We start from the raw sequence: 13,356 nt of genomic DNA on the forward strand, positions 1-13,356 counted from the left end.
CTTTCAACCACAGGCGCGTCGTTTACCGCATTCACAGTGACGTTAACCGTCGCTTGGTCAGTCAGTGCACCATCGGTCACGGTGTAAGTGATTTCGGCGTCACCATGGAAGTTCTCAGCCGGTGTGAAGACCAGTTTGCCATCAACAATCTCAACTGTACCTTGTGCTTCAGGTACAGACGCTGATTCAATCGACAGCTTATCACCATCAATATCGGTGTCGTTTGGCAGGACATCAATCGTTACTGAGCTATCTTCCTCTGTAATTGTTGTATCATTAGAGGCAATAGGCGCATCGTTAACTGAGTTTACTGTTACCGAAACTTGAGCTTCATCCTCTAACTCACCATCTGAGATGGTGTAGCTAATCGTTGCATTACCGTTGAAATTTTCAGCCGGAGTGAAAACAAGCTTACCATCGATAATCTCAACGATACCTTGCTCTTCTGGTACAGAAGCAGAGGTAATGATTAAATCATCACCTTCAATATCACTGTCGTTAGCGAGCACATCAATTACAACCAGGGAATCTTCGTCAGTTTGAATCGCATCATTAGTTGCTATTGGCGCGTCATTAACAGGCGTAATATCTAAGTTAGCAGTGCCATTAATAACACCACCATCATCATCAATGATGTCATAGGAGAATGACACTTCAGTGTCATCATCAGCTTCTGGGATGTAAGTCCAAGAGCCATCGCTGTTATCAATTAAGGTGCCATTCCCACTCTCAATAGTGACGTTTGTAATGACAAGAGTATCGGCATCATCAATATTGACATTAGATAGTAATTCTTCAGTAGTTATCGTGATTGGATCGCTATCTTCCTCAACAGCGCTTAATGTCACTGGAGAATTAGTAAGTGGCTTACTTGAGCCATCCCCACTTGTCTCGATACCTGTTGTGAAGAAGTCATTTAAGGTCAACGCTTGTGTTTCAGATAAGCCGAGGGATTCTAGGCCAATAGTTTCAAAGTTTGTTGAGGCTAGCACTTCAGTACCATCTCGTACAATCGTGGCACTATTTTGCAAACTGGAGCCACTATTTTCACCCGCTGCAGGTGCGAGTTCTTCATCAATAGCAGAAGGGTCTTGACCTTGCTCAATAGCACTAATAATCTGTGCTACATCGTCTGAAATATCTTTTAAACCTTGCTCTTGAGCAAGCTGAATTTTCAGGTCTTGAGGCGCAGCATCTGTCATTGCCACTATCACTTCACCTGGTAGAGGCTGCTGTCCTTCTGCAAGGACTCTCAGCTGCCCATCCAAACCTATTACGACGACTTGATTACCGAGTGGCACTAATGCTGTACGATCCATATAAACCTTAACCCTAAATAACTGTCAAGTTTTTGACTAACAATACTAATTTGCTATATATTGCCCGAATATATAGTGCAATAACAGCAATTTGATGCTCAATAAAGTAATTATGTGTCATACATCAATAAGAATCCAGATGCATAAGTGTTTTATTTTATTAAAATCTGGACACTCGTTTCTAGCCATTACCTCCATCTTTAATTTGAGATCTTAATTCAAGTTTTAGGCAGATTTAGTAGGTTGATTTATCAAAATTGAAACAAATGAACAGCGAATCAACAGGTTACTTCATCGCATATTAATGTTATTGTGCGCTAAATTATTGACGCCCTTATAAGTATTCCACTTATAAGCCCTATCACCTCGAGAATTTTTACCATTATCTAGGAGAATCACAGTGAAGTGGACTCGTGCCAACGCCTTTTGTATTGGTATGTTCACCGCTAGTCATGCTTTTGGGCAAACGCTAGAGCAAGCGGTTGAAAACACATTAAAAACCAATCCTGACATCAAAAGTGCGTTCAATGAATTCGTTAGCAAGCAGTATGTGAATGAAGCATCTGGTGGTGCTTACCTCCCATCCGTAGACTTAGATGCCGGTATCGGTTACGAAGGAATCAAACCTGCAGAGTCAGGGCGAGATTCAACCGATCTGACAAGAAAAGAAGCCACCGTGACACTAACCCAGCTAATATGGGATGGTTCAGCGACACTTAATGATATGGATCGAACAGCAGCTGATGCTGAATCGGTCCGTTATCAACTTCTAGCTGATGCCCAAGACACCGCTCTAGAGGTCGCGAAAGTTTATTTAGACTCAGTAAAAGCTTATGAAATTCTTACACTTTCCGAGAATAACTTGAAAGTGCATAAGAAGATCTATGAAGACATTAAAAAGCGAGTTAACTCAGGTATCGGTTCTACAGCAGACCTAACCCAGGTAGAGGCTCGTTTAGCAAAGGCTCACGGTAACTTGGTGGCAGCTCAGAACAACTTATATGACAGCCACACCACCTTTACACGCCTTGTCGGACAGTCACCACAAGGATTGATTTTCCCAAGAGCGGACCAAAACTTTATTCCCTACACCATCGATGAAGCGATTGACTTGGCATTCGAGTCACACCCAGTAATCAAAATCTCGGTAGCTGATGTGGACTCTGCAAAGTTCCAATACAAGCAATCTAAGGGAGCTTACTACCCAACGATATCGGTAGAAGCGGCTCAAACATGGCGTGATGATGCAAGCGGTATTGAAGGAAGCAGCGAAGAGACAACAGCGATGTTGCGCATGCGTTACAACCTCTTTAACGGTGGTAGTGACGTAGCCAACGCCGAAAGTTTTGCCTACCAACTAAACAAAGCAAAAGACCTAAGAGAACGTGCATACCGCCAAGTAGAAGAAGGCCTTCGTCTATCTTGGAGTGCGTTAGATTTAACACTTCAACAAAAAGAGTTCCTAGCGGATCACGTAGATTCGGCCTCTGAAACTGTCATCGCCTACGAAAAGCAGTATCGCATTGGAAAACGCACTCTGCTGGACTTGTTAAATACTGAAAACGAACTTTTCGAAGCGAGAAAGAACTACTTGGATGCTCGATACTCAGAGCAGTACGCCAAGTACCGCGTTATGAACGCGACTGGCCAATTGTTAAATGCCTTGCGTGTCGATGTACCTACAGAATGGAATGAAAAGGTGGAGTACTGATCATGAAACCAGTGAAGATTCTATTTGCATTGGGTATGCTCGCCATCACTCAACACGTTGTTGCTGAAGACGAATATGAGTATCGTCCTGTACCAAATGCAGAACAAATAGCAGATTTGCAAGATGACGATAACGATGGTGTCATCAATGCTCGAGATATGTGCCCAGGTACACCTGAAGGCTCAGAGGTCGACAACGACGGTTGTGGAGAATACATTAAAGCATCAGATAACATGCAAGTGCGGATACTTTTTGCTAACGACTCTGATGAGATCAATCCAGTCTTCAGAAGACAAGTCCGAGAGCTTTCCGACTTTTTAAAAGAGTACCCTACTACTTCGATAGAGCTGCACGGCTATGCTAGTAAAGTTGGTGGTTCAAAGCATAACCAAGATCTTTCTGAAAGACGAGCACGCAATGTCCGTGAAGCCCTACTAAGCTACGACATCGAACCGAGTAGAGTCCGCATTGTTGGTTTTGGTGACACTCACTTAGCACAACAAGGGACCGATGAAGTCAGCCATGCTTTAAATCGTCGAGTAACCGCATCAGTCGTTGGTTACAAAGGCGAGATAAAAAGAGAGTGGACAATATTCACAACTCTTCCAGAAAGGTAAAGTACCTGTTTTTGTTTGCTCTGCAAGCATAAAGCAAACAAAAACGAGTGAATACTTAACCTCAGAAAAGGAGCTTCGGCTCCTTTATTTTTACTCATTTCGACAACCGTATTATGCTTTAGGAATCGGCACTTTAGTGTTACTCTAGCCACGTCATAACAACGAGAGTTTTGAAATGAGCAAACTTACATCAGATATCCAAGCGAACCTTGACCTTTTTGTTGCAGAAACGAAAGAAAACCAATTGGTTTGGGGTTTACGCAATGAAGAAGGTTGGCTATCTTGCGATTCAACTGAATTCGAAAACAGCGAAGTCATGCCTTTCTGGTCTTCTAAAGAAGATGCAGAAGCACATAATGTTGAAGAATGGGCAGATTTTACTGTACTAGAAATCCCATTAGATATCTTTGTTGAAGATTGGCTTTTGACTCTTGCAGAAGATGGTGTTCTTGTTGGAACTAACTGGAACGATCAGTTAGAAGGCAAAGAAATGGAGCCTCAAGATCTAGCAAAGCTTTACATTGATTAAAGATTTCTGACCTCAACTTTATGTTGAGGTCTTTCTTTTTATGCCTCTTCTTTCAATATCTCGACCAAGTGCATAGTTTTACTACTCTTTTTCTTAGTACACCCAACTTAATCACAACGCTGATGCGTTAAAAGCGCTATGATAACTCAACTTTAAAGGCACCTTAAATTAAAGGCTCGTTTAAACATGCGCGTGCTCTATCCCTTGCTTGCGTCACTTTTGCTCACTCCAGTATATGCAAGCGACACTCAAGATATTGAACCAAACCAAAATATCACACAGTGGCACTCTGTCTACCAAACCACACTACGAAGCAACCCTGAGTCGGCATTGAGCATGCTTCAAGATCGCTACCATACAGCGAAATCGGACAGCGAAAAGCTCTACGTAAGTGGATTGATTTATGAATATATGTCAAACATAAATCAGCCTTACTACGGCAGCAGTCAAGTCTTAGACAACCATTTTTCTCAATTAGAATCAGAATATATTCTTGCCTTAAATGAACGTAAGCATGGTAGTTACGAGGCCTCAGTAGATAGCTTTTCTTCTTTGCGACAGACAATGAAGAAAATATCCGATTCCGAAGGCAAGGCTCTGATGAACTATCAACTTTGTTACACGCTGAATCAACAAGGTCGTTATCACAAAGCAAACTTTTATTGCTCATCCTTAGAGAGCCACTTAAATCATAAGCATCAAGAAAACTTCCCTGTTGATCTTGCTTTGCGCGTGGTAGCAAATAACTACAATTACCGCGGTGACTATGAAAAAGCCTTAAGTTTGTATCGACAGTTGATGGCCAACATGTCGACGCAAAGCGATCCTTCAGGGATTTACAATGACGTCGGCAATTTACTTGCAGAGCTGGGGCAATTTGAACAATCAGAGCAATATCTCATTCAAGCCTTACTGGTTCGCCAAGATGAAGGGACACCTCTTGAAGTTGCGCAAGTCGAACATAGTCTAGGAGCGATGTACAGAAAATCCAAAGAACTCGATAAGTCCATCAGCCACTACAAAAATGCATTAACGATTCTCGAACAACTTCATTACCCATACGGGCAAGGGTTGACCTATTTAGGGTTATCTGCTGCTTTGGCCGATTCTGGGCAATTGGATACCGCGGTAGATTACATTGGAAGAGCATTAAACATTGCCCAAACTTATGAGAATACGCACCTTGAAACAGAGGGTCATTTGGCTGCTGGATTGGCATATTTAAAGAACCATACACCCGAAAAATCGATTGAACACGGTACAATTGCGTTAAGATTAGCGGTAAAAAACGCTAGGCCCTTATTGCAAGCGCAAGCCCAATTACTCCTCTCAAAAGCATACCAAGCTCAAAATGATTACAAAAAGGCACTGGAGCATCACAAGGCCTACTCGACGATTGAACTAACGAACCGAGACGCGAGTAATATCAAGGCGTTAGAGGCACTAGATCTCTCTAAAAAAGAGTATGAATATGATCTACAAGTCGCGCAGTTGAACAACGAAACTCTTCTAAGTCAGTACCAGTTTGAAAAACTCACAGACCAACAACGCACTTATAATTTTGTTGTTTTCTGTTTATTGATTCTCCTCGCTCTGGCATTGATGGTTCAGCGACAAACACGCTTAAAAGCCAAAATAGACAGCTTAACGTGTGCATTAAACAGAGCGGCAATTATAGAGACGATTAAAAGCCAAACCTCCAAAGCGGAAGGAGACTTCCGCTACGTTCTAGCATTAATCGATCTAGATGACTTTAAGGCGATTAATGATCAGTACGGTCATCCGACTGGCGACTTAGTACTACAACAGGTATGCAAAGCGCTTAAAGCTAAACTTAATAAGGGAGATTACTTGGGTCGTTTAGGTGGAGAAGAGTTTATCTTGCTATTGAAAAACGTCGATGAGATTGACGTTCCCTTTAGAATACAAAGTCTGCATAAAACAATTTCAGAAAAGAGTGTACATTCGCTTAATGACCATCAATTGAATATATCTGCGAGTCTGGCCTATCTATCAACCTCAATGCCACTCACCAACTTTGATGAGCTCTATTCGATATTAGACCAAGCGTTATACAATGCTAAGAAGCAAGGAAAAAACTCCCTTGTGGACGCATACAACGAGCCGATCAGTTTAAGTGCTGAGTATATTCTCTAATAAAACCAAACCACCAGCGTAGTGGTTTGTTATAGGTGGAAGCATCAGTAAGCCATTCAGATGCAACACCATCATCAAGGAGTCTTTGTGCCCAAGGCAAGAAAAAACATTCAGTCTCTAGAGCGAGGTTTTCTAATCCTCGAGTTGCTCTCGATGAGTGAGTCTCCCCTATCATTACAGACGATCAGTAATGCGATCCAGTTAAATAAGACGACTGTTCACGGGTTACTTGCGACTCTACACTCTCTTGGATATGTATCCAAACACAACCATAGCTACAGCCTAGGGTTTAGATGCTATGAACTGTCTAAGCCGATTGAACAAAAAAACGAAGCTATCCGACAACATTTTGTTCCATTGCTGAAAAAAATGGCCCAAATGACTAACAACACAGCTTACCTCGCTGTACAAAGTGGCGCTAAAGAGTACTTGTATATCGATGCTATAGAGCAGGATAACCCTCTTACTATCCGTAGCCCGAGAGGGAAACGAGAAGGACTCACAACATCTGCGATCGGCAAAGTTTTTCTTAGTTTTGATGATGAGCTTCGTCGAACATTACGCCTTGAAAACCAAATATCCCCCACGTTAGAAACTGAACTTAATCAGGTTGTATTATCAGGTTACGCACTCGATTTAGAAGAGGCAGAGCCAAACCTCAATTGCTTAGCGATCCCCCTTTACTTGGATGGTAAAGTCGTTGCTGTTGCAGGTGTTAGCGGTGCTGCCTCCGAACTGACGGTCACTAGGCTAAAACACTTTGCAAGAATCTTTCTCAAACTTTAAGATTTGACAATGTCGAATCCTAGGCCATTTTTATACTGTTTTGATTACATGCTTATACGTCGCCTCTAATATGGTCGTTGTTCAACTCAACAACGTAGGAGAAGCGATGTCTACTGTATTAATCACTGGCGCTAACCGTGGCTTAGGCTTGCAATTTGTCCGCCACTACCTTGGAAAAGGTTGGCAAGTTATCGCAACTTGTCGTTCACCAGAAAATGCTAAGCAGCTCAATGAACTAGTAACCCAATCCAATCAACTTCAACTGATGGCTCTAGACGTCACTAACCAACAAGATATCGATCAGTTAGCCACTCAATTAGCGGATCGTCCGCTCGATCATTTAATTCTTAATGCAGGTGTATTAGGCGAAGAGTGTGCAAAGCTTGGCGAAATGACCCAGAAAAAATGGCTAGAAGTACTAAACATAAATACCGTCGCACCTGCCCTGCTAATTCAAGCCCTACAAGACAACGTTGCGAAAAGTCAGCACAAAACCATCGTGGGAATCTCAACCCGAGTTGCGAGTTTAAGCGATAACAGTTCAGGTAACATGTACAGTTATCGAGCATCTAAAGCAGCGCTTAATCAGGTTCTAGTATCAGCAGCACGCAATCTCGAATCGCGAGGAGTAAAAACTGTCGCAGTTCATCCCGGCTGGGTAAAAACCGATATGGGCGGTGAGGACGCAACCTTTTCTGCCGAGGAAAGTGTTGCAGGCATTGTTTCGGTCGCAGAACAGCTAACACTTGAGCAATCCGGAAGCTTCCGCGTATTTGATGGCTCTACAATTGACTGGTAACTGATCTCTAAATGACGTCTCCCGGCCAAATTGAAGGCCGGGAGAATACAGTAAACTAATAGGCCAAAAAGATAAAAGCTCGCACTATCGTCAGACAAGCGAGCCGTTATCGTCTATGGTGTTGTACTACCGTCAAACGCTGAGGAAGTCAGCGATTGCAGAGGTGTCATTTAGGCAATGATTTCCCGTGAAACTCACTCAATCATCCCACTCAGGCGCTAGCCCTTCAGGGTTTACTTCGCGGCCATTTCTTTCCAACGCATCTATCTTAGCAATCGCCTCTTCACTCAGATTAAGTTCAAGTGCTTTCAGGTTACTTGCCAAATTCTCTCGTTTAGTTGAAGACGGGATCACCGCGTAACCTTTTGACAGCGCCCAAGCAAGCGCGACTTGAGCTGGCGTGGCCTGATAGTCCTCAGCAATACCTGCAATAGTTGGGTCCCCAAGTACTTTCCCATATGCCAAGGTCATGTAAGACGTTACCTGAATATCGTTTTCCTGCATGAAGCTGACCAACTTACGATTTTGCAAATAAGGGCTAAGCTCGATTTGGTTAGTAACAATATTCTCTTTACCGACCACTTCTATCGCTTGTTGCAACAAGTCAATATTAAAGTTGGAGACGCCAATATTACGGGTTAACCCTTGCGATTTAGCTTCAAGTAATGAAGCCATGTATTCGCTCAAGTTATTGTTATTGCCAGGCCAGTGGATCAAGGTCAAATCCACATAATCTGTATTTAGCTTTTCTAAGCTCTCTTTTAGACTTGGAATGAGTTGTTCCGTGTTCATGTTATCAACCCAGATCTTGGTCGTAATGAATAGCTCATCACGTGCAATACCGGACTGTGTCAATACTTCACCGATTTCTGCCTCATTACCGTAAATCTGTGCAGTATCAATTACGCGGTAACCCACTTCTAACGCATTACGGACTGAATCCTTAACTACTTCACCCTCTAAACGAAACGTGCCGACGCCAAATGATGGTACTTTCATCTAAATCTCCTGAATTATCGATTTTATAGTTGATTCGAAGCAAAACTTTACGCCGCAAGAAACTTTCCGTAAAGTTAACAATACTCAAATCTAATTTGAAATATATTCAACAATGAAAGCTACTCTAGATGAAATGCGCACCTTTATGGCCGTGGTCGATACGGGTTCAATCAGCTCTGCGGCTGAACTGTTATCGATGACCGTCTCGGCGGTGAGTCGATCGGTATCTCGGCTAGAAGCCAAACTCGAAACGACTTTGTTAAATCGCACAACCCGTAAGTTAGATGTTACTAATGAAGGAACGATATACCTCGATAAAGTCAGACATATTGTAGAAGCAGTAGAGAATGCCGAAGCACAACTGAAAAGCCAGAAATATAAGCCCTCTGGCCTCCTACGAATAAACGCAGCTACCCCCTTCTTACTGCACGTACTAACGCCGCACATTGCTAAATATCAGAGCTTGTATCCAGAAGTCGAAATCGATCTCAATTCCAATGAGGAAAATATTAGCCTTTTGGGAACAAAAACCGATATTGCTTTTCGTATCGGTGAGCTACAAAACTCAACCATGCGCGCGATATTTCTTGGTAAAAGTCGGATTCGAATCGTCGCGAGTCCAGAGTATTTAAGACAACATGGTACTCCAACCTCAATAGATCAGTTACTCAATCACAAGCTACTTGGATTCAACAAGCCGGAGTATCTTAAGGAATGGCCGATCATGGATGATAAGAACAAACTTCTGCGTATTATGAGTAGCCTAAGATCTGATAATGGCGAGACGCTAAGGTGTTTAGCCTTACATGGTGCGGGGATAGCTTGCCTGTCTGACTTTATGACCTACTCTGACCGACAAGCTGGTCGCTTAGTGGGCGTGCTTAGTGAACACACGCATAATGTCGAACAGCCCGTTCATGCGGTGTATTACAAAAATGCCAGTACCTCACGCCGGATCAGCTCTTTTATTGACTTCATCAAGCAAGAAATCAAGGTAGAGAACCACCAGTTCCTTTAAAGACCACCGCTGTTTGTGGCAAAACACTTTTGTCTTTTTGCCGCTTTTTCTCACAACAAAAATCTCATAGTGTCCTGAATATCAGGGAGGCACCTTGCCTCCTAGTACTCACAGTAATAGTCAGGCTTCATAATGCATAAAGATTTAAGTAACAGATTCACCATCGGGGTTGAGCTCCCCCTAGATAATGACTGGACCCAAGAAGGCCAGAAAAAACGCCTGCTCCAACGAAAACCGTTCGGCGTACCAGACATGAGTGCACATAAACAGCGTATTATGTTAGCCGATAAGTTAGGCTTTAACGTAGCGTGGGTGAGAGATGTCCCGTTGTACGACCCTAACTTTGGAGACGCGGCACAAATTTATGAACCGTTCAGTTATCTTGGCTATCTCTCTGCGTGCACCGACAACATTCTACTAGGGACAGCAGCGATAGTATTACCGTTAAGACAACCTTGGCTAGTGAAAAAAGCCGCTGCGACCATCAACGAGTTAAGTGGTGACCGCCTGATACTCGGTGTGGCTAGTGGAGACCGTCCTAGTGAATATCCCGTTTTTAACGCTAACTTTGACAGCCGTGGCTCGGCTTTTCGAGAAAGTGTAGAGATTTTGAAAGATACGCAAAATGATAAGCTGGGTAACGATCTACAGTTATTACCCGAGTTTGCTGATATTCCTATCTATGTCGCAGGGTTAGCGCAGCAAAGTCCACAATGGATAGGAGAAAACCTAGACGGCTGGCTCGCCTACCCAGGCACACCTGATGATCATGAACACCGCGTTGTACTTTGGCGCTCCGTAGCGGGAAACAAACCCTACGCCAGCTTTATTCATCTTGATTTAGTCGATAACCCAAATGCACCAGTCGTTCGGCATCACTTTGGTATCCGGGCTGGAGTCAATGGCTTGAGCGATGAGCTAGAAAAAATGCAAGAAGCAGGAGTCAATCACATCGGGTTGCATTTCCGTCGTAATAGCCAACCAATTGAGAAATCAATGGAACAGATCGCTCAGTACGTGTTGCCACGCTTTAACTAAGATCAAATAAAAATATGTGCCACCTTACTAAGGGGTGGCACGCTAGGCTTGGCACTTGGAAAAACAAAAGCTGCAATAACGACAAAAATCTTTTGTTAAAACAACAATAATAGAGTTATTTTAAAGTAAGTCTTGGTTGAATAAAGTCGATGAACGCGGAAATACGTTTAGAGACTGAAGAAGATTTGTAGAAGACAGCATTGACCTGTTCTCGTCCAGTATTTGTGATTTTTTCCGATTCAAACAATGCCACTAACCGTCCAGAATCAAGATCATCTTTCACCATAAAGCCAGATAAACATGCAATGCCGTTCCCTGCCAGCACTAACTGTCTAACCGTTTCACCACTGCTGGATAGGATATCAGGCTCTATCATCTCAAACCCTCGTAATGGCCACTGATTTAACACTTTAGCGCCAGAAAAACCGATCAAGTTATGACTGCGCAAATCGCTCACCGCTTCAGGGAAACCTCGTTTAGATAAATAACCAGGCGTGGCAACGATAAATAGTGGGCTTGTTCCTAAAGGTTTAGCATGCAGTGTTGAATCCGATAATCGTCCAATACGTATTGCCACATCGGTTCTTTTTTCCAATAGATCCACAAAACCCTCATTAGAGGTAAGATCGAGTTGAATATCAGGATAAGCCTCTTTAAATGGCTGAATTAACGGCACGAGTTGATGTAAAACAAATGGGCTAGCGGCATCAACTCTTAAGCGCCCCTTGGGTAATTCACCTCGTGTGATGATCTCTTCTTCAGCTTGCTGTATTTGTAGTAAACCTAAGCGAACCGCTTCAACAAACTGATGCCCTTCCTCAGTAACTTCCACTCTGCGTGTCGTGCGATTCAGCAAGGTTACCCCCAACTGTGATTCAACTTTACTAACCGCACGAGATACCCTAGCGACTTGAATACCTAGTGCATCAGCAGCGGAAGAAAATCCACCACTATCCACAACTGCCATAAGAATCTCTAATTCATCTGATCGGGTTAACATTTCATCCCCTTTCTTAATTGCGCATTTCCATCATTTATAGCAAAAGTATTTTGTAATAAACACCATTTTTCGCAACGAATAACTCTTTAATAATACACGGCATGGAAACGGGCTATTCGTTTATCCATTCATATTCAATGATTATAAGAGAGAGTTGTTATGCCTTTAGCTTTACTTGCATTGACGCTTAGCGCCTTTGCTATTGGAACCACGGAGTTTGTAATTGTCGGTCTGATACCGACTATGGCCTCCGACCTCAACGTATCATTACCTTCAGCGGGTCTTTTAGTTAGCCTGTACGCACTTGGTGTCGCGGTTGGTGCTCCCGTTTTAACAGCGCTGACTGGTAACTGGAAAAGAAAGTACGTTCTGCTTTCTGTTATGGCACTGTTTGTTCTTGGCAATCTGTTAGCCTGGCAAGCACCTGGATACAACACTCTAGTCACAGCAAGGATACTGACCGGGCTTGCACACGGTGTGTTCTTTTCGATCGGCTCGACTATCGCCACTGGCCTAGTGTCAAAAGAAAAAGCCGCTAGCGCAATTGCTATTATGTTTACCGGTCTGACCGTAGCTCTAGTGACGGGCGTGCCACTTGGCACCTGGATTGGCCAGACATTTGGTTGGCAGGCAACCTTCCTAATCGTCGCGATCCTTGGAATCATCGCACTGATAGGAAGCGCTCTGCTAGTGCCGAGTAATCTGAAACAACCACCAGCAACCAAGCTGTCATCGCAAGTAAAAGTCTTGACTCAACCTCGTCTACTTTTGGTGTACGCAATCACCGCGCTCGGTTACGGTGGTACGTTCACAGCCTTCACTTACTTGGCTCCTATTTTGGAAGAAGTTTCGGGGTTTGGCTCTAGCGCTATCAGCCTAATTATGTTGGTTTATGGTGTATCAGTCGCATTCGGCAACATCTGGGGCGGAAAGATGGCCGACTCTATGGGGCCAATCAAAGCTCTGACAGCGATTTTCTCGGGCCTAATTGTGGTATTGCTCGTGTTTAGTGTCACAGCATTTAATCCAATTTCTGCAGTAGTGACCATTCTTGTCTGGGGTGCCTTTGCCTTTGGTAACGTTCCAGGACTTCAAGTTTATGTTGTCAAACTAGCAGAGAAATATTCACCTGATGCAGTCGACGTCGCTTCTGGTCTCAACATTGCTGCATTTAACGTAGGTATTGCACTGGGTTCTTGGGGTGGTGGCCTTATCGTGGCCAATGCTGGGCTGATGCACACACCTTGGATTGGCGCGATCGTAGTATTAGGTGCTCTACTACTAACCCGTTTCAGCGGAATGCTAGACAAGCGTGGAGAGCAGCACGCAACGGCACACTGATTCACGTTCCGAATCGATAAAAATCACTTAAGTTAGCCCGGC

General features: G+C 43.5%; 12 protein-coding genes. 9 read left to right on the forward strand and 3 right to left on the reverse strand.

Annotated features, from left to right (window positions below; genetic code table 11):
* Positions 1 to 1,319: cadherin-like domain-containing protein (locus tag R7P80_RS21000; RefSeq protein WP_225491914.1), on the reverse strand; the 1,319-nt coding region annotated here is incomplete at its 3' end.
* Between the two features lie 400 nt (positions 1,320 to 1,719).
* Between R7P80_RS21000 and R7P80_RS21005 the strand changes: the two genes are divergently transcribed.
* From R7P80_RS21005 to R7P80_RS21030, 6 genes are all read left to right on the forward strand, one after another.
* Positions 1,720 to 3,030 carry a TolC family outer membrane protein gene (locus tag R7P80_RS21005; protein WP_017821962.1) on the forward strand — a complete coding sequence of 437 codons (1,311 nt, stop codon included), beginning with the start codon at positions 1,720 to 1,722 and terminating at the stop codon, positions 3,028 to 3,030.
* A gap of 2 nt (positions 3,031 to 3,032) precedes the next feature.
* A complete protein-coding gene (locus tag R7P80_RS21010; protein WP_005377354.1) occupies positions 3,033 to 3,647 on the forward strand; it encodes an OmpA family protein in 615 nt (204 codons plus the stop codon).
* Between the two features lie 175 nt (positions 3,648 to 3,822).
* The gene (locus R7P80_RS21015; protein ID WP_005377352.1) at positions 3,823 to 4,176 is read left to right on the forward strand and encodes a DUF2750 domain-containing protein; all 354 of its coding nucleotides are present in this window, start codon (positions 3,823 to 3,825) and stop codon (positions 4,174 to 4,176) included.
* A gap of 186 nt (positions 4,177 to 4,362) precedes the next feature.
* Complete coding sequence (locus tag R7P80_RS21020) at positions 4,363 to 6,333, forward strand: diguanylate cyclase domain-containing protein (protein WP_213899504.1); 1,971 nt, start codon at positions 4,363 to 4,365, stop codon at positions 6,331 to 6,333.
* 87 nt (positions 6,334 to 6,420) lie between these two features.
* The gene (locus tag R7P80_RS21025; protein ID WP_225491913.1) at positions 6,421 to 7,119 is read left to right on the forward strand and encodes an IclR family transcriptional regulator; all 699 of its coding nucleotides are present in this window, start codon (positions 6,421 to 6,423) and stop codon (positions 7,117 to 7,119) included.
* A gap of 106 nt (positions 7,120 to 7,225) precedes the next feature.
* Positions 7,226 to 7,918: an SDR family oxidoreductase gene (locus tag R7P80_RS21030; protein ID WP_054575005.1), complete on the forward strand. Its 693-nt coding sequence runs from the start codon at positions 7,226 to 7,228 to the stop codon at positions 7,916 to 7,918.
* Positions 7,919 to 8,116: 198 nt separating this feature from the next.
* Here the strand turns inward: R7P80_RS21030 and dkgB are convergent, their stop codons facing one another.
* Positions 8,117 to 8,917, reverse strand: a complete 801-nt coding sequence (gene dkgB, locus R7P80_RS21035; RefSeq protein ID WP_047102673.1) for a 2,5-didehydrogluconate reductase DkgB — start codon at positions 8,915 to 8,917, stop codon at positions 8,117 to 8,119.
* A 112-nt stretch (positions 8,918 to 9,029) separates the two neighbouring features.
* On the opposite strand from dkgB, the gene R7P80_RS21040 reads away from it, so the two are divergent.
* Together R7P80_RS21040 and R7P80_RS21045 are read left to right on the forward strand one after the other, a co-directional pair.
* Entirely contained in the window at positions 9,030 to 9,935 is a 906-nt protein-coding gene (locus R7P80_RS21040) for a LysR family transcriptional regulator (RefSeq protein ID WP_005377343.1), read from the forward strand.
* A gap of 132 nt (positions 9,936 to 10,067) precedes the next feature.
* Positions 10,068 to 10,973, forward strand: coding sequence for a TIGR03571 family LLM class oxidoreductase (locus R7P80_RS21045; protein ID WP_047102674.1), 906 nt, complete (start codon positions 10,068 to 10,070; stop codon positions 10,971 to 10,973).
* Positions 10,974 to 11,088: 115 nt separating this feature from the next.
* On the opposite strand, the gene R7P80_RS21050 is transcribed toward R7P80_RS21045, so the two are convergent.
* Complete coding sequence (locus tag R7P80_RS21050) at positions 11,089 to 11,973, reverse strand: LysR family transcriptional regulator (RefSeq protein ID WP_005377338.1); 885 nt, start codon at positions 11,971 to 11,973, stop codon at positions 11,089 to 11,091.
* A 159-nt stretch (positions 11,974 to 12,132) separates the two neighbouring features.
* Between R7P80_RS21050 and R7P80_RS21055 the strand changes: the two genes are divergently transcribed.
* On the forward strand, positions 12,133 to 13,314 hold the full coding sequence (locus R7P80_RS21055) for an MFS transporter (RefSeq protein WP_017635963.1): 1,182 nt from the start codon (positions 12,133 to 12,135) through the stop codon (positions 13,312 to 13,314).
* Positions 13,315 to 13,356 lie beyond the last annotated feature (42 nt).

The organism is Vibrio sp. 2092, from assembly GCF_033339635.1.
GTDB classification, from domain to species: domain Bacteria; phylum Pseudomonadota; class Gammaproteobacteria; order Enterobacterales; family Vibrionaceae; genus Vibrio; species Vibrio alginolyticus.

Bases quoted from the DNA above. Each gene is read 5' to 3' on its own strand.
- dkgB (WP_047102673.1), bottom strand. From the start codon at position 8,917: ATGAAAGTACCATCATTTGGCGTCGGCACGTTTCGTTTAGAGGGTGAA.
- R7P80_RS21015 (WP_005377352.1), top strand. From the start codon at position 3,823: ATGAGCAAACTTACATCAGATATCCAAGCGAACCTTGACCTTTTTGTT.
- R7P80_RS21055 (WP_017635963.1), top strand. From the start codon at position 12,133: ATGCCTTTAGCTTTACTTGCATTGACGCTTAGCGCCTTTGCTATTGGA.
- R7P80_RS21010 (WP_005377354.1), top strand. From the start codon at position 3,033: ATGAAACCAGTGAAGATTCTATTTGCATTGGGTATGCTCGCCATCACT.
- R7P80_RS21040 (WP_005377343.1), top strand. From the start codon at position 9,030: ATGAAAGCTACTCTAGATGAAATGCGCACCTTTATGGCCGTGGTCGAT.
- R7P80_RS21050 (WP_005377338.1), bottom strand. From the start codon at position 11,973: ATGTTAACCCGATCAGATGAATTAGAGATTCTTATGGCAGTTGTGGAT.
- R7P80_RS21030 (WP_054575005.1), top strand. From the start codon at position 7,226: ATGTCTACTGTATTAATCACTGGCGCTAACCGTGGCTTAGGCTTGCAA.
- R7P80_RS21045 (WP_047102674.1), top strand. From the start codon at position 10,068: ATGCATAAAGATTTAAGTAACAGATTCACCATCGGGGTTGAGCTCCCC.
- R7P80_RS21020 (WP_213899504.1), top strand. From the start codon at position 4,363: ATGCGCGTGCTCTATCCCTTGCTTGCGTCACTTTTGCTCACTCCAGTA.